The organism is Henriciella marina DSM 19595, from assembly GCF_000376805.1.
In the GTDB taxonomy this organism is placed as follows: domain Bacteria; phylum Pseudomonadota; class Alphaproteobacteria; order Caulobacterales; family Hyphomonadaceae; genus Henriciella; species Henriciella marina.
On the sequence record NZ_AQXT01000002.1, the window covers coordinates 55,424 to 71,667 of the forward strand.

Here is a 16,244-nt window from a genome sequence, read left to right on the forward strand (position 1 = left end):
CTGGCGTGAGATAGGCGTGCAGCGACCTGAGCGTCAAGCGTAAGGTCCATGTATAAAAGAGCAGGTATGGGACAGACAGACGTTTCTCCAGCTACCACGATCCGCGACCGTGTCTTAGTCGCACTTCAGACAGCCGAGTCGGACGACGCCGAAGGTATCCGTGCCCGTACGCTCCGTCTGGTGAAGTGCGCCATGCGGGACCGCGATGTGACGGCACGTGGCCAGGGCAATTGCGCCGGCTGCGAAGACACCGAAGTGCGCAAGCTCCTCGAGGTCATGGTTGCGCAGCGCGAGGTTTCCGCCCGCGAGTATGATGAGAGCGGCCGCATCGCAGACGCAGAGCGTGAACGTGAGGAAATGGAAATCCTCCAATCCTTCCTGCCCCAGCCCTTGGCAGGCGACGCGCTTGAAACGGCCGTCGACAATGTCGTCAGCGACCTCGAGGCCACCAAACTCAAGGACATGGGGCGCTGCATGGCAGAATTGCAGAACCGCTATCCCGGCCGCATCGAAACCGGCCCCGCAGGCAAGGCCGTCCGCCGCGCCTTGCGCTAGAGGCGCGACCGCTCACTTTCCGGCAAGAGATTTCCACAGGCTGTGATTCGCTTGTGCATCGCCGCACTCGTCGCTGGCGCGCCTATGGGTAAACGCGCTATACTCGGTGGCTTATGTCAGCTTCAATTCGCATACCAGATGGCTTCGTTGAGGAGTTGAAGGCCCGTGTCCGGCCGTCGGATGTGATCGGGCGCAAGGTGAAGCTGAAAAAGCAGGGCAAGGAATGGGTGGGGCTCTCGCCCTTCACCAATGAGAAAAGCCCTAGCTTCTACGTCAACGACCAGAAGCGCATCTTCAAGGATTTCTCATCCGGCATTGGCGGCGACGTCATTTCCTTCATCATGGAGACAGAGCGTCTCTCCTTCATGGAGGCGGTCGAGAAGCTTGCCGATGAGGCGGGCATGGAACTGCCCAAGGCGACCCCGCAGGATGAAGAGACCTATGACAGGCGCAAGCGCCTCTATGCCTGCTGCGAGGCGGCCTGCAAATTCTTCGAAGACCGGCTGCGTGCCAGCGAAGGTTCAGAAGCGCGCCAGTATCTTGAGGGGCGCGGCCTTGGCGCCGCGGCCTGGGCGCGCCATCGGCTCGGCTTTGCCCCTGATGACTGGCGCCGGACCATCGATCACCTGAAAGCCGAAAGCTTCGGCATGCAGGAAATCATTGATGCAGGCCTTGCCGTCGTCAAAGAGGGCGGCGGTGACCCATATGACCGGTTTCGCGGGCGTGTGATCTTTCCGATCACCGATGTGCGCGGGCAGGTCATCGCCTTTGGGGGCAGGGGGCTGCAGCCGGACGCCAAACCGAAATACCTCAATTCCAATGATACAGAGCTCTTCCACAAGGGCCGCGTCCTCTATCGCTACAAGGATGCCCGTGAGGCGTTCGGCAGCACGGATGAAGGCGGGCTGATCGTCACCGAAGGCTATATGGATGCCATCGCGCTGGCTGAGGCCGGGATCGGCCATGCGGTCGCTCCGCTGGGAACGGCGCTGACTGAAGACCAGCTCAGCCTCCTCTGGCGCGCCGGGCCAGAGCCTGTGCTCTGCTTTGATGGCGACGCCGCGGGGATCCGGGCAGCCTATCGCTCGATTGAGCGCGCGCTGCCGCACCTTCAGCCAGAGCGGTCGCTTTTCTTCTGTCTTCTATCCGGCGGCATGGACCCCGACGATCTTATCCGGCAATCCGGCCCTCAGGCGATGAAGCAGGCGCTCGAGAATGCCGTGCCGCTGATCGAGGTGTTGTGGCAGCGCGAGCGCGATGCTGAAGCGCTCGATACGCCTGAACGCCAGGCAGGTCTCGAGGCGCGCCTGATGCAGGCCGCCGCCTCGATACAGCATGCCGGGGTGCGCACCGCCTATGAGCGAGAGCTGAAATCGCGCCGCAATGATTATCTCTGGCAGATGCGCAAACGCTCGCGCGGGCCATCGGGCCAGTCCAAAGAACCGGTCAAAGGCGCCCATCAGACCAGTACGCCGGCCAAGACGCGCGGCCTTGGCCTCCTTGTGCGTGCGGTTGATTCACCCCATCTGATCGATGTCGGGTTTGAGACCCTGTCGATGGCGGTTTTCCTCGATGAGGATGTCGCAACACTCCGTGACGTGATCATTTCCTGGCCTGACGCAGGCACAGGTGTTGACCGCAGCGCTATCGCGACCCATTTACATGAGCTAGGAAATATGCGCGCTGCTGACTTGCTCAACTCTTACCCCGCAACTGCTGTAATTGCTCCGGATGGAGCAGAGGAACGGGAATGGCTTATCGCCCTGGAGCAATACGTAGCCCGCGACGATAACAGCGCTCATGCTGAGGGCGCCAGGGACGAGGTGACAGCGTCACCTGAGAACTGGCGGCGCCGTCGGCATGAGGTTGCAGAACGTGAGGCACGGGTGGCGCGTCTCAACGAGGCGGCGGAGCAGATCGATCAGGACTGATCGGTCGTAGAAACAGATTGAATGTCGTTGCTGTGAAACGGCGACAGGCGGGAGAGTTAGATGGCGAAAGCCCAGAAGCGTGACAATAAGGGCGGTGAGGTCGAGACCGAAGACCGTCCTGTTCTCGATCTGAATGATTCCAAGATCAAGAAATTCATCAAGCAGGCAAAGTCGAAAGGCTATGTCACGCATGAGGAGTTGAATAACATCCTGCCGTCTGAAGAGCTTTCTTCGGACCAGATCGAGGACACGATGTCTGCGCTGTCGGAAATGGGCATCCAGGTCGTCGAGAACGAAGAAGAAGCCGAAGCAGGCAACAAGAGCACGGCCGTCACGAAGACAGGCACCAGCGGCGCTGTCGTGAAGAAGGGCAATGCCCGCGGCTCTGACCGCACCGACGACCCTGTCCGCATGTACCTGCGTGAGATGGGGGCCGTTGAGCTTCTCTCCCGTGAAGGCGAGATTGCGATTGCCAAGCGTATCGAGGCTGGCCGCGATGCGATGATCCGCGGCCTTTGCGAGAGCCCGCTGACCTTCGAAGCGATGATGGTCTGGCGCGATGAGCTCATGAATGAGCGCATCCTTCTGCGCGACCTGATCGACCTTGAAACAACCTATGGCGCAGAAAACCCAACGCCAGAACCGCGCGAGAAGACCGAGGAAGAAAAAGAAGCCGAGGCCCGCGAGCGCGAGAACGAGACAACCGAAGAACGCCTCGCCCGCGAAGAACGCGAAGATGAGGAAGAAGGCCAGGCCATGTCGATGTCGGCCATGGAGGCCGAGCTTCGCGACGGCGTTCTTGGCAAGCTCGACGAGATTGCGCTCGCCTTTGGCCAGTACCGCAAGCTTCAGGAACGGCTCGTTGAGCGCCGGATGGCCGGCAAGGCGCTGGCGACCGATGCGCGTGACGATTACGACTCGCTGGCGCAGGCCATCGTCGACAATCTGAAGACGATGCACATCAACAATGCGCGGATCGAAGCGCTTGTTGAGCAGCTCTATGCCATCAACAAGAAACTGATGGGCCTCGAAGGCAAGCTGATGCGGCTGGCCGACGCCAAGGGCGTGCCGCGCAAGGAATTCCTCGAGAGCTATTTCGGCAATGAGCTCAATCCGAACTGGAAGGAAGCGGCGCTTGATATCGCCAAGTCCAAGAAGAAGTGGGAAAACTTCTTCGAAAGCCAGGCCGAGCAGATCGAGGAAATCCGCGACGAGATCACGGCGGTTTCCCAGGAAATCGGCATCCCGATCGATGATTTCCGCCAGATCGTCCAGCGCGTCCAGAAGGGCGAACGCGAAGCTCGCGTCGCCAAGAAGGAAATGGTCGAGGCAAACCTGCGCCTCGTGATTTCCATCGCCAAGAAATATACCAATCGCGGCCTGCAATTCCTGGATCTCATCCAGGAGGGCAATATCGGCCTGATGAAGGCCGTCGATAAGTTCGAATATCGCCGCGGCTATAAGTTCTCGACCTATGCGACTTGGTGGATCCGCCAGGCCATCACAAGGTCGATCGCCGATCAGGCCCGCACGATCCGTATTCCGGTGCATATGATCGAGACGATCAACAAGATCGTCCGTAGCCAGCGCCAGATGCTGCATGAAATCGGCCGTGAGCCAACCCCGGAAGAGCTCGCTGAAAAGCTCGGCCTGCCGCTGGAGAAGATTCGCAAGGTCCTGAAGATCGCCAAAGAGCCGATCTCGCTCGAAACGCCAATTGGCGACGACGAGGACTCCAATCTTGGCGACTTCATCGAAGACAAGATGGCGCTTCTGCCCGTCGACAGCGCGATCCAGTCGAACTTGCGCGAAACCACGACCCGCGTGCTTGCATCGCTCACCCCGCGTGAGGAACGCGTTCTGCGCATGCGCTTCGGCATCGGCATGAACACCGACCACACGCTCGAAGAAGTCGGCCAGCAGTTCAGCGTGACCCGCGAACGTATCCGCCAGATCGAGGCGAAGGCGCTGCGCAAGCTCAAACACCCAAGCCGGAGCCGCAAGCTGCGGAGCTTCTTGGATACTTAAGGGCTGCCAAATGATCTACGAGTTAGGCGTCAGACTTTTCCGCTTGAAACGGTGTCTGGCGCCTTTCTTTTTTGCATTCGGTCTTACTCTGAGTGCGAGCGCTGAAGAGCCTGTGATTGGCGAGACCTATGTCATCCAGTCGGGTGACTTTGAAGGTCACCGCGTCTGGGTCGGTAAGGTCGAGCGCCTCGGGCCGCGCGAGGTCGTTCACCTTTCGGTCGAAGGCCCGTTTCTTCCTTACGAAGCAGCAGATTTTTATGTCCCCTCGTTTGGACATATGCCTGTCGACATCGAAGCGTTTCGAAATTCGGACCTTGCAGTTTCGGATGCAAAGTGGAGCGCCGAAGTGCAGCTTGAAGAAGGCTATCGCGAGTGGAATTCAGCGAATGGCGGCGTTTTCAGGATCTCGATCTCAGATGCTGTAGCCTACGCCTTCGACGTGATGGCGCAGCAGGCACCGCGTTAGCATGACCCACCCTATCCGTATCGGTATTGGCGGCTGGAATTATGAGCCGTGGGAAGAGACCTTCTACCCGGCCGACCTCGCCAGGAAGCGCCAGCTTGAATATGCCTCGCGCCAGCTGACGGCGATTGAGATCAACTCCACTTTCTACCGAAACCAGAAGCCGCACGTTTTTGAGAACTGGGCGGAGCAGACCCCCGAGGGTTTCAGGTTCACGGTGAAGGCGCAGCGGTTCACGACATCACGCAAGACACCGGATGAGATGAAGGAAGCCATCGACTGGTTCATTGGCGGCGGGGTGACGAAGCTTGGTGACCGGCTGGGTGCGATCAACTGGCAGTTTCCCGAGAGCCGCAAGTTCGATGCCTACTATTTCTCTGCCTTTCTGGGCGCCCTGCCGAGCGAGCATGAGGGGCTGGCCATCCGCCATGCCATCGAGGTTCGCAATGACAGCTTCAAGACAGAAGAATTCACCGACATGCTGCGGGGGCATGGCTGCGCGCTTGTCTATTCCGACGCCGAGGACTGGCCGATGCCGGACGTCGAGACAGCAGGTTTTGCCTATGCCCGGCTTCAGGAAAGCCGTGAGACCTATAAGGCCGGGTATGCCCCTTCGGCACTGGATGACTGGGCAGGCAGACTGGGAGAGTGGGCCAAAACCCGCGAGGTCTATGCTTTCTTCATTTCTGGCGCCAAGGCGCGCGACCCTTTGGCCGCGCAGGAGCTGATCAAGCGGGTGGGACGGCCAGCTTAGTCTGCGCAGCGTGAGCTCTTGCCGCGGCGGGCGGGAGGCGAGACCAGTGCCTTGACGCTATCTCGCCTCTGCAGGGGCGTTTTAGCTCGCCGCCTTTAGCGCCTGATCAAGATCCGCAATCAGGTCGTCGGCGCCTTCTATGCCGATGGAGAGGCGTACTGTGTTCGGTGCGGCGCCGGCGGCGGTCTGTTGCTCTTCGGTCAGCTGGCGGTGCGTGGTCGACGCCGGGTGGATGACCAGTGAGCGCGTATCGCCGAGATTGGCGACATGGCTGAAGAGGTTCAGCGCGCTGACGAATTTCACGCAGGCGTCATAGCCGCCTTTCAGCTGAACCGTGAACAGCCCGCTTGCCCCCTTGGGGCATATCTTAGCGACGCGGGACTTGTAGGGCGAGCTGTCGAGACCTGCATAGGTGACGCCCTCGACGGCCTCGTGACCTTCCAGCCAGGCGGCGATCTTTTCCGCATTGGCGACATGCTTCTCCATGCGTAGCGGCAGGGTTTCGATACCCATCAGCGTATAATGCGCGCCTTGCGGGTTCATCGTCATGCCGAGGTCGCGAAGGCCGATGGCGATGCCGTGGAAGGTGAAGGCCGCCGGGCCGAACGTCTCCTGGAAGACAAGGCCGTGATAGGCCGGTTCAGGCTGGGAGAGGGACGGGAACTTGTCACTGGCCGACCAGTCGAACTTGCCGGAATCGACGACAACGCCGCCGGTCACCGTGCCATTGCCGGTCATATACTTGGTGAGCGAGTGGACCACCAGCGTCGCGCCATGCTCGATGGGGCGGCAGAGATACGGGGTGGCCGTCGTATTGTCGACGATAAGCGGGACACCGGCGGCATCGGCGATGGGCGCGATGGCATCGAGGTCGGTGATATAGCCGCCGGGATTGGCGATGGACTCGCAGAAAACAGCACGCGTATCGTCATCAATGGCGGCCTTGACCGCGTCCAGGTCGTCAAAATCGACGAATTTCGCGGACCAGCCAAAGCGTTTGAAGGTCTGGCTGAACTGGGTGATCGTGCCGCCATAGAGGCGCGTTGAAGCGACGATGTTGCGGCCCGGTGCCATCAGCGGGAAGAGCGCCATGATCTGCGCGGCGTGGCCTGATGAGGTACAGACGGCGCCCGCCCCGCCTTCCAGTTCGGCAATCCGGTTCTGCAGGGCCGCGATCGTCGGATTGGTCAGACGCGAATAGATATAGCCGACTTCCTGCAACCCGAAGAGCGCTGCGGCGTGGTCCGCATCGCGAAACTCATAGGCCGTTGTTTGATAGATCGGGACCTGGCGCGCGCCGGTCGCTGGATCGGACTCTGTTCCCGCATGCACTGCGAGCGTTCCGAAGTCCTTTGGTGCGTCTGACATGGCGTTCCTCCTGGTTGTATATTCTTGTGTTTGTGTGCGTCTCAAAAAGCTTCGTATCGCCCCAAATTCAGTTTGTCTAAAGAGATCAGGCGGTGTCTGGAGACATGATGACGCGGGCGCGCGGGCGGGGCCGGTATCGCGCGCCTTCGGAGTGCGAAACAAACGTTCGGCTGGGCTGGCAATCCGGCACCACGCCTTGCGCAGATTGGCCGCAATCTACAGGCAACCTATATCCGATGTTGACGTTGTGTTGATATCAGCGAGGCCCATGACTAGGGCAGCGTAACCATCAGATCAGGTCACCGCGATGCGCATCCAGATTGACGCCAGGCTCGACTACAATTTCCTACAACCGGCAGACGTTCTGCTGGCGCTCAAGGCGCGCCCATTGGCCGACCAGACCATCGTGTCGGATTCGCTGGACATTCAGGGCGATGCCGACCTTGGCTTTCTTGTCGATGCCGATGAGGCCGATACGCGCTGCTGGATGGCGGCCGCCGGACCTGTCAGCATTCACTACACGGCGACCGTCGATGTAAGCCGCGGACCCGTCCAGCTTGCTGGCAAATACGTGCCACCGCGCGCGCAGCTGCCTGCAGACGTCATCACCTATCTGATGCCCAGCCATTACTGTTGCGGCGCTGACGTCGAGGCGTTTGCGCGCAATGAGCTGTCCGACGTGCAGGGCGGTGACCAGGTGCTGAAAATGGCAGACTGGATTCTCAACAATTTCGAATATGTGCCGGGCGCCAGCAACGCCGATACGACGGCAGCGGACACGTTTGCTTCCCGTCAAGGCGTCTGCCGCGACTATGCGCACGTTCTGATCAGCTTCTGCCGCGCGGTCGGGATTCCGGCCCGTATGGTTTCGGCCTACGCGCCGGGGCTTAATCCGCCTGATTTCCATGCCATCGTCGATGTCTGGCTGGACGGCCAGTGGCATCTCGTTGACCCGACCGGCATGGCGCCGACGGAGAAGCTGGTGCGCATCATATGCGGGCGCGATGCAGCCGATATCAGCTTCATGACAATTTTCGGTGAGGCGGAGCTTCTCTTCCAGTCCGTGTCGGCTGTGGATGCCACAGAAAACACGTTCGCGGCCTGATCCGGCGGGCCGCAGGGAACGCCTGCGGCATTCGAGCTGTTTCATGAAGGCTTCTGCTGAAAGGGCGCCTTCATGATCTCTCTCCTGCTCGACCTTGCAAACATTATCGGCGGCTTCCTGCTCGCGATTGGCTTGCTCGTGAAAATTCCGAACGCTGGCGACGACATCGCCAAGGGCGCGGCCAAGATTGCCCCGCTCGCCTGGCTGATTGGCGTGGTTGCGCTTGTGACGGCAGGGTATTTCCTGATCGTGCACCTGACCAGCGGCCCGCGTGTTTTCCACTATGAGGTCGTTGGCCTCATCACCGGTATCCTGCTGCTGATGGAACGCGTGAATGCAGGGCGCGATACGTCCGACCCGGTCGGCTCTGGCGCCAGCGGGTTCAGGACCTTCGTTGCGGTCTTTGGCGTCATCGCCATCATCGTCGGCATACAGGGACTGTTCACGCCAAACGGCTGACAGCCCCTGTGCCATCGAGGCCTGCTACAAGTCGGCGAACGTATCGCAGCTTTGCGGGTTACCGGACCGGTAGCCCCGCTGCAGCCATTCCATGCGCTGCTCTGACGAGCCATGCGTGAAGCTTTCGGGGTTCACATTCTGACCTGCACGGCGCTGCAGGGCATCATCGCCGATGGCGCTCGCGGTCTTCAGGCCCTCGCCGATATCGCCTTCTTCCAGCGCCACTCTGCCGTTCGAGACCGCTGAAGCATTGGCTGCCCAGACCCCGGCATAACAATCGGCCTGCAGCTCCAGCGCGACCGCATACTCATTGGCATCGGCCTTGTTGCGCGCCTGCTGCTGAGCGCTGCGGACCTTTTGCGACGTGCCGGTCAGCGTCTGGACGTGGTGGCCGAACTCGTGGCCGATAACATAGGCCTTGGCGAAATCTGCGCCTGATGCGCCAAGCTCGGTTTCCATCTGCCGCCAGAAGGAGAGGTCGAGATAGATCGTCTGGTCGGCGGGGCAGTAGAAGGGGCCCATCGCCGCCTGGCCATAGCCGCAGCCCGTATTGGTGCCTTGCGTGTAGAGAACGGTCGAGGGCGGGGTATAGCCGTCCATCAGCTGCGACCAGACATCATTGATGTTCGACCCAACCACGTCGACGAACATGCCCGCCTCGTCTTCCGGCGTGCCAACCTCGCCGCTTTGCTGCGTGCCTGCGCCGCCAAACTGGCTCGCGACCTGCTGCGTTGTCTGCGGATCGATACCGAAGACGAAATAGCCAACAAGGCTGAGCACGATAACGCCGAGGCCCCCGCCGGCCGCAGCCGTCTTCATGCCCCGTCTGTCTTCTACCCGTCCGCCGCGGCGGCCACCTTTCCAACGCATCGCGAACTTCCTTTGTATTGACGATATGCGACGTCCTACCGCGCGAGCCGCGTGCAGGATGCTTTCACCTCACCTTTAGCATGGCGCGTACGGGCTGACAGCTCCTGTCTGAGCTATTATCGTTTGGGGCATGATTGAAACCATCCGCATTGAGACGGCCGGCCCCGGGCTCTACGATTTTACGGGCGAGGCTCGGCGCTTTGTGTCCGGCGCGGAAGACGGGGATGGGCTGCTCACCGTGTTCGTGCGCCATACGTCGTGCTCGCTCCTGATACAGGAAAACGCCGACCCAAATGTTTTGGTGGACCTGCAGGCTTTCTTCCGGCGGCTCGTCCCGCATACAGACGACCCGTCGATGGGCTGGATCCGCCACAACACGGAAGGCCCTGATGATATGCCCGCCCATATCAAAGCGGCGCTAACGCAAACCTCGCTTGGTATTCCGGTACAGAATGGTGCCATGATGCTGGGGACGTGGCAGGGACTTTACCTGTTTGAACACCGCGACCGCCCACACCGGCGTGAGATCGTCTTTCACTTTCGCGGAGACTGACCAACATGCGCCTCAACCAGGTGACCGTGCCCTGCACCGACTATGACGCCAGCGTCGCCTTCTACAAAAAGCTGGGCCTCATCCAGATCGTCGACAGCCCGCCGCGCTATGCAAGGTTTGAGTGTCCGGCAGGCGACGGCGGCGAGCCAGCGACGTTCTCCCTGCACAGCGTCGATGGATGGGAGGGGTGCGATGACCCGCTCGTCTATTTCGAGGTCGATAATCTCGATGCCGAATGCACGCGCCTGAAACGCGAAGGTCTCGTGTTTATGAGTGAGCCTGTGGATCAGAGCTGGAAGTGGCGCGAGGCCTATCTGCGTGATCCGGCTGGTACCCGCATCTGCATCTATCAGGCAGGCGCCAATCGCCGCTTCCCGCCCTGGCGCATTTAGCGGGAATTAAAGCCCGCCGCCTTGTCTCAGCTTGCCGCCACACGACATGACCTTGTGTAGCCAAGACAGATAGGAGCCAGAGCGATGAAAGCTGTGAAGATTGCCGCCCCGGGCGGTTTCGACAAACTGAACCTAGTGGACATTCAGGATGCAGGTGAGCCGGGCCCCGGCGAAATCCGCGTGAAGCTCCATGCCACGTCGCTCAACTTCCACGACCTCATCGTCTGCTCGGGTCAGAGCAAGCCTGAAGATGGCCGTATCCCGATGTCGGATGGTGCAGGCGTCGTCGAAGCTGTGGGTGAGGGCGTAACCGAGTTTGCCAAAGGCGACCACGTCGTCTCGACCTTCTTCCCGCAATGGCTGGCTGGACCGGCCCGTGTCTCTGACTTTTCCGGCACGCCGGGCGATGGCATTGATGGCTATGCCCGCGAAGCGGTCACCGCCAAGGCGACGAGCTTCACCAAGGCTCCCGCTGGGTGGAGCCACGCACAGGCAGCGACCATTACCACCGCAGGTCTGACGGCCTGGCGCGCGCTGGTTGTCGATGGCGGCCTGAAAGCTGGCGACACCGTCCTGACACTCGGCACGGGCGGCGTCTCGATCTTTGCCATCCAGATCGCCAAGATGATGGGCGCTGAAGTTGTCGCGACCTCCTCTTCGGATAAAAAGCTGGAGCGGGTGAAAGCGCTCGGCGCTGATCATGTGATCAATTACAAGAGCGACGAAAAATGGGGCTCCACCGTCATGAAGCTCACCGGCGGACGCGGCGCCGACCAGGTCGTCGAAGTTGGCGGAGCAGGCACGCTTGGCCAGTCAATTCGCGCTGTGAAAGTGGGCGGCCACATCGCGCTGATCGGCGTTCTGACCGGTGTGAGCGGCGATGTCCCGACCGCGCTCCTGATGCAGAAACAGGCGCGCGTCGCGGGCCTGATTGTCGGCTCACGCGCCGATCAGCAAGACTTCGTCCGCGCCATAGAGCACGGCGGTCTGGAGCCTGTGATCGACAGCAGCTTTGGCCTCGATGAGCTTGGCGACGCCTTCCGCCACCAGCAGAACGGCGCTCATTTCGGCAAGATCGTCGCCGAATGGTAATCGCCCCGGCTGCCTAAAGGAAGAACATCCAGATCGCCGTAGATGAGGCGAGGCCTGCAATGACGTTCATTGGCAGGCCGACCTTGAAGAAGTCCGCAAACCTGTAGCCCCCGGCAGTATAAACGATGGTATTCGTCTGATAGCCGATGGGCGAGGCAAAGCTGGCGCTGGCCCCGAACATGACGGCCAGCACCAGCGCCCGCGGGTCCATCTCAAGTCCGCCGGCAAGGCCGATGACAAGCGGCGTCATGATCACGGCGACGGCAGCGTTGGTGACAAGCTCGGTCAGCACCGATGTCAGCGCATAGATCAGGAGCAGCACAAGAAAGGGTGACAGGCCCAGCATGAGCGGCGACACGCTCGACACGATGAGGTCCACAGCACCTGCCTGCTCAAGGCCCTGACCCACGATCAGCATGGCGACGATCAGCGCGAGCACATTGGCCTGAAGCGAGCGCCAGGCATCATTGGCTGAGATGCAGCCCGTCGCCAGAACGATGCCGACGCCGATCAGCGCAGAGAGCACAATCGGGAAGCTGAAAAGCGCGCTTGCGAGGATCACACCTGCCAGCGTGCCGATAGCAATCGGCGCATGCCCCCGCCTGAACGGGACAGCATTGATTTCCTGCTCGATCACAAGCGGGGTGGAGGTCGCCAGCGACCGCAGGGTTGCCTCGCTTCCTTCCAGCAGCAGCCTGTCTCCTGCGCGCAGGCGGCAGCTCGCAAGCGTTGGGCCTGGCTGGTTGCCGGGGCGGGCCAGGCCGCGCACGGTGATCTGATAATCGGACAGATAGGAAAGCTGTGAGAGCGCGCGGCCGATATTGGAATCCGTTGGCGTGATCGTCGCCTGAACCTGTTTTGGCTCATCCGCCTGATGGCGTCGAAGGCGAAGGCCCGTCTTGAACGCCTCGCTGCCAGCAAAGGTCAGCAGTTCTTCGAGGGTCGTGCGGATGGTGAGGCGGTCGCCCGCAGCCAGCGCGCGGTCCTCATCCTTGGGACTGACCAGACGGTTGCCGCGTCTTTGCGACACCAGTTTGACGCCCTTTGCCTTGAACGCGGAGAGGTCGTCCGGCGTAACGCCAATTGCTTTGGTGTCCTCATTTGGAAAGATATCAGTGAGAAAGGTTTGCGGCTGAGTGTTCTCATCATCGTCTGCCTCACCTGATGGCAGCAGCCAGCGCCCCGTCAGCAGGAGCAGAAGCAGGCTCACCACCATCGTCACAAGACCGACGCCGGTAATCTCGAAAATGCTGAACCGTTCGAGCCCGCGAGAATAGGCAACACCCGCCACGATCAGGTTCGTCGAGGTGCCGATCAGCGTCAGCGTGCCACCAAGGATCGAGATGTAGGAGAGTGGGATCAGCAGGCGTTTCTTCGATATCGAAAGCTTCTGCGCTAGCGCGATGACGACAGGCACGAGGATCACCACGACGGCGGTATTGTTGACGAAAGCCGAGGCGAGAATGGTCACGATCGCGACCAGCACGATGGCGCCAATACCGGAGGTGTCAGCGACAGTCAGGATGCGGGATGCAAGATGGTCAAGGACCCCGGTCCGCTGAAGGGCGGAGGCCAGAATGAACATGGCGCCGATCGTGATAGGGGCCGAATTGGCAAATGCACCGAGCGCAGGCTCTTCGCCGACAAAACCAAGCGCCAGGAAGGCTGCCGCTCCTGAAATAGCTGTCGCGGCCGGCGGCATGCGCTCAAGCAAAAAACTCACCAGCATGACCGCGACGATCGCGAGTGCGATCCATTCCGAATACTCTGCAAATATCATGGGTCCAGCTGTCCTGTCTGCGCCCGGTTGGCCATGCGCGTCATGGATCGAGGTTGCAATGTATCTACGCTGAATGCGTGCGTCTTGCAGGGGGCTTCATGCAGATTTTCATGGCGGAAAGGTTTGAAACCCTTCACCTCACTCAGCCATTATGCTTTAAGGCGCTGGTTATTGCGGCGCATCAACTGCCTTTTACGACAGGGAAAGAATTCCCATATGCGTACAGGGCAAAGTGTAGAGAGCGATTGGAGACCATACATGCTTCTCAACATGCTGAAAGCAAAACTGCATTCCGGTACGGTGACGCAGTGTGACCTTCATTATGAAGGCTCTGTCTCCATCGACCAGGGACTGCTCGACGCATCCGGTATTCTGCCGAATGAGCGTGTCGACATCTGGAACGTGACCAATGGCGCACGCATTCAGACCTATGCCATTGAAGCGCCGCGCGGCTCGCGCACGATCGGTGTCAACGGCGCTGCCGCCCGTCATTTCTCGGTTGGCGACAAGGTTATCATTGCCGCCTTTGCCTCGATTGAAGCTGACAAGGCGCGCCAGCACGCGCCGACCGTTGTCCTGCTCGACGATGCAAATGAGCAGAAAACGCCGAGCGCCGCCTACTAGGCTGCTGGCAGTAAATTCTGACGAAACAAAAGGGCGGATCCGGCATCGGACCCGCCCTTTCTCGTTTCGAGGGGTAAAGCTGCCTATTTGCGCAGCTCGAAGGTCACATCCACCGTCACCGAATAATTTACTTCCCCGCGTGACACGCGGGTCGATGCATCAGCAGACTCAGCGCGCATCGCCATCATCGGCTGGGGCTGGTAGCCGCCGCTCGACTGTTCATTTATCGTGACGATCCGCGCGACGCGGTAGCCGGTTTCCTGCGCATAGAGGTTGGCGCGCTTGACTGCTGTCTGAATGGCCTGACGGCGCGCTTCATTACGGGCCTCAGTCGGGTCATCGAGGCTGAACTGCAGGCCGGAAATCGTATTGCCGCCCTCCTGAACAATCGCGTCCATCGTGGTGCCGAGATTGTCGAGATCGCGCACGGTCACGCTGAGCTGGTTGCTAGCCGTATAGCCGGTCACGCGTGGCGGGCTGCCATCCTGACCGGAATAATCATAGCGCGGCTGCAGCGACAGGTTTGAGGTCTGCATGTCGCGTGCGGCGACACCGGCTGCTTCCAGCGCATCATAAACCCCGTCCATGGCGGCGGCGTTCTGGCTCATGGCGGCGGACGCCGTGCCGGCTTGGGTCTGGACGCCGGCCGTGATCGTGGCGATATCGGGCGCGCGGGAAATCTCACCGCTGGCTGAGACCGAAAGGGTCGTCTCCGGCTGGATTGAGTTGGCATGATTGGATGGCATCGGCTGTTCGCCGGGCATCTGTGCCGGGGACGCCGACTGCTGCGCGAGCGCAGCGCCGCCCGCCACGAGTGTAATCATCGCGGCGCCCGAGGCGAGGGTACGAAATGCTGGGAGTTTCATGTTCATGGGTCTCCTGTCTGCTCGAGGGGGTTCGAACTTGCAGTCACCATTCAATTAGGCCATTGCGGCACCAACGTGACGACGGCATGTTGGAAACCGTGCAATCGCCGCGCAAAGGGCCTGTAGCTCAGTTGGTTAGAGCGGACCGCTCATAACGGTCTGGTCGGGGGTTCAAGTCCCTCCGGGCCCACCACTACCCGTTTAACTTTGGACGTGTTCCAGTTGTCTCGCCCTGTCGCGAGCGGAACCGGAGCGGCATATGGCAGGTTGCTTTTTTCCGGGCGCTCCGGCCCGCCGCTTCAAAGCAGAGCTTTACATCCTTATGACTGATCTTCTGAACTGGTTTGCCTCGCTGACCTGTATTGCGGCAGCCCTTCTTGTTTCGATAAATGCTGGCCGCAAGGTGTCCGGCTTCGGCTTCGTGGTTTTCTCAGTGTCCTCAGCCGCATGGGTCGCCGCTGCGACGATCGAGGGCGAATCGCCGCTTGCCATTCAGAACATCGTCCTGCTGGGGATCAATCTGTTCGGCGTCTATCGCTATCTCTGGGCGCCGCTCCGGGGCAAGCAGGAGGTCCAGCCCGGAGAATAGGGCTAATCGGACGAGGGCAACCAGTCGAGGTTCAGCTTGTCATAGCGGTTTTCGTAATCAACGAGATCACACAGACCCGGCTCATCGAACAGCCGGAAGAAACGCTTGTGGCGTTCCACCAGGTTCAGTTCGACAAGTTTCTTGATCGACCGGCTGACATGTACGGCCGAGAGCCCGGTCGCCGCGCCGATCTGCTCCTGTGTCAGCGGGCAATGAAACTGATCGTGCAGGACAGGCTCCATGAGCCGAAGGCGCGACATGGTCTGCAGAAGGAAGAGCACAAGCCGCAAGTGTCCATCTGTCCGGCGGCTGACCATGATGCGGTCGTTCAGCATTGATTGTTCTATCATGCCGAGCGCCAGGATCATTCCGCTGAGGCGCGGCGACTGGCGCAACACGTCGCTCAGCCTTTTCCGCGGAAACCGGCAAAGCTTTGCAGGGGTCGCGGCATAGACCCGGTGGGGTGAATAATCGAACGGCACATCGCTGAGGCCAATTATGTCGCCCGGATAATAGATCGTCGGCACACATTCGCGCCCGTCAGGCTCATCGCGGGACGCCAGCGCCCACCCCTTCTTGAGAATGAAGAGTTCCTCGATCTTCTCCTGCCTTTCAACAAGAACGGTGCCCGCATCGACATCTTCCTGATCATCTTCAAGCGTGGCCAGAAGCTGGACTTCGGCGTCGCTTAGCGGGGCAAGATGCTTCAGCTTTGCCGCCAGGCAGGAATCTTCGACGTCGCAGATATTTTCATTTTGGGAGACCCCCTCGGTCGTCATTAGTATGTACCTCTCAGCGCTTGCGAAAGCAGCAGC

General features: G+C 60.4%; 17 protein-coding genes and 1 tRNA gene. 13 read left to right on the top strand and 5 right to left on the bottom strand.

All coding sequences use genetic code 11. From position 1 onward, the window contains the following. The first annotated feature begins 66 nt into the window (after window positions 1-66). From F550_RS0100285 to F550_RS0100305, 5 genes are all read left to right on the top strand, one after another. On the top strand, window positions 67-555 hold the full coding sequence (locus F550_RS0100285; protein ID WP_018146517.1) for a GatB/YqeY domain-containing protein: 489 nt from the start codon (window positions 67-69) through the stop codon (window positions 553-555). Between the two features lie 113 nt (window positions 556-668). Beyond that, window positions 669-2,486, top strand: a complete 1,818-nt coding sequence (gene dnaG / locus F550_RS0100290; protein ID WP_040500404.1) for a DNA primase — start codon at window positions 669-671, stop codon at window positions 2,484-2,486. A 60-nt stretch (window positions 2,487-2,546) separates the two neighbouring features. After that, window positions 2,547-4,514 carry an RNA polymerase sigma factor RpoD gene (rpoD, locus tag F550_RS0100295; RefSeq protein ID WP_018146519.1) on the top strand — a complete coding sequence of 656 codons (1,968 nt, stop codon included), beginning with the start codon at window positions 2,547-2,549 and terminating at the stop codon, window positions 4,512-4,514. A gap of 10 nt (window positions 4,515-4,524) precedes the next feature. Next, a complete protein-coding gene (locus F550_RS0100300) occupies window positions 4,525-4,980 on the top strand; it encodes a hypothetical protein (protein WP_018146520.1) in 456 nt (151 codons plus the stop codon). A gap of 1 nt (window position 4,981) precedes the next feature. Then, the gene (locus tag F550_RS0100305) at window positions 4,982-5,731 is read left to right on the top strand and encodes a DUF72 domain-containing protein (protein WP_018146521.1); all 750 of its coding nucleotides are present in this window, start codon (window positions 4,982-4,984) and stop codon (window positions 5,729-5,731) included. A gap of 81 nt (window positions 5,732-5,812) precedes the next feature. On the opposite strand, the gene F550_RS0100310 is transcribed toward F550_RS0100305, so the two are convergent. Next, window positions 5,813-7,099 carry an O-acetylhomoserine aminocarboxypropyltransferase/cysteine synthase family protein gene (locus F550_RS0100310; RefSeq protein ID WP_018146522.1) on the bottom strand — a complete coding sequence of 429 codons (1,287 nt, stop codon included), beginning with the start codon at window positions 7,097-7,099 and terminating at the stop codon, window positions 5,813-5,815. 307 nt (window positions 7,100-7,406) lie between these two features. Between F550_RS0100310 and F550_RS0100315 the strand changes: the two genes are divergently transcribed. Both F550_RS0100315 and F550_RS0100320 read left to right on the top strand, forming a co-directional pair. Then, window positions 7,407-8,204, top strand: a complete 798-nt coding sequence (locus F550_RS0100315; protein ID WP_018146523.1) for a transglutaminase-like domain-containing protein — start codon at window positions 7,407-7,409, stop codon at window positions 8,202-8,204. 72 nt (window positions 8,205-8,276) lie between these two features. Then, window positions 8,277-8,663 (top strand): hypothetical protein, encoded by a 387-nt coding sequence (locus F550_RS0100320; protein WP_018146524.1) that lies wholly within the window; start codon window positions 8,277-8,279, stop codon window positions 8,661-8,663. 24 nt (window positions 8,664-8,687) lie between these two features. Here F550_RS0100320 and ypfJ read toward each other — a convergent pair whose 3' ends face one another. Further along, window positions 8,688-9,533 carry a KPN_02809 family neutral zinc metallopeptidase gene (gene ypfJ / locus F550_RS0100325; protein WP_018146525.1) on the bottom strand — a complete coding sequence of 282 codons (846 nt, stop codon included), beginning with the start codon at window positions 9,531-9,533 and terminating at the stop codon, window positions 8,688-8,690. 130 nt (window positions 9,534-9,663) lie between these two features. Between ypfJ and F550_RS0100330 the strand changes: the two genes are divergently transcribed. From F550_RS0100330 to F550_RS0100340, 3 genes are all read left to right on the top strand, one after another. Then, a complete protein-coding gene (locus F550_RS0100330; RefSeq protein WP_018146526.1) occupies window positions 9,664-10,086 on the top strand; it encodes a secondary thiamine-phosphate synthase enzyme YjbQ in 423 nt (140 codons plus the stop codon). Between the two features lie 5 nt (window positions 10,087-10,091). Continuing rightward, complete coding sequence (locus F550_RS0100335) at window positions 10,092-10,478, top strand: VOC family protein (protein ID WP_018146527.1); 387 nt, start codon at window positions 10,092-10,094, stop codon at window positions 10,476-10,478. 84 nt (window positions 10,479-10,562) lie between these two features. Next, complete coding sequence (locus F550_RS0100340) at window positions 10,563-11,570, top strand: zinc-dependent alcohol dehydrogenase family protein (protein WP_018146528.1); 1,008 nt, start codon at window positions 10,563-10,565, stop codon at window positions 11,568-11,570. 13 nt (window positions 11,571-11,583) lie between these two features. Here the strand turns inward: F550_RS0100340 and F550_RS0100345 are convergent, their stop codons facing one another. Then, complete coding sequence (locus F550_RS0100345; protein ID WP_018146529.1) at window positions 11,584-13,350, bottom strand: SLC13 family permease; 1,767 nt, start codon at window positions 13,348-13,350, stop codon at window positions 11,584-11,586. Between the two features lie 258 nt (window positions 13,351-13,608). Between F550_RS0100345 and panD the strand changes: the two genes are divergently transcribed. After that, window positions 13,609-13,974, top strand: a complete 366-nt coding sequence (panD, locus tag F550_RS0100350; protein ID WP_018146530.1) for an aspartate 1-decarboxylase — start codon at window positions 13,609-13,611, stop codon at window positions 13,972-13,974. Window positions 13,975-14,057: 83 nt separating this feature from the next. Here the strand turns inward: panD and F550_RS0100355 are convergent, their stop codons facing one another. Further along, window positions 14,058-14,840, bottom strand: coding sequence for an SIMPL domain-containing protein (locus F550_RS0100355; RefSeq protein WP_040500593.1), 783 nt, complete (start codon window positions 14,838-14,840; stop codon window positions 14,058-14,060). A gap of 116 nt (window positions 14,841-14,956) precedes the next feature. Here F550_RS0100355 and F550_RS0100360 point away from each other — a divergent pair. Together F550_RS0100360 and F550_RS18250 are read left to right on the top strand one after the other, a co-directional pair. Beyond that, window positions 14,957-15,033 (top strand) — tRNA-Ile (locus F550_RS0100360). A gap of 66 nt (window positions 15,034-15,099) precedes the next feature. Further along, complete coding sequence (locus F550_RS18250) at window positions 15,100-15,429, top strand: hypothetical protein (RefSeq protein WP_018146532.1); 330 nt, start codon at window positions 15,100-15,102, stop codon at window positions 15,427-15,429. A 2-nt stretch (window positions 15,430-15,431) separates the two neighbouring features. Here the strand turns inward: F550_RS18250 and F550_RS0100370 are convergent, their stop codons facing one another. Next, a complete protein-coding gene (locus F550_RS0100370) occupies window positions 15,432-16,208 on the bottom strand; it encodes a Crp/Fnr family transcriptional regulator (protein ID WP_018146533.1) in 777 nt (258 codons plus the stop codon). Window positions 16,209-16,244 lie beyond the last annotated feature (36 nt).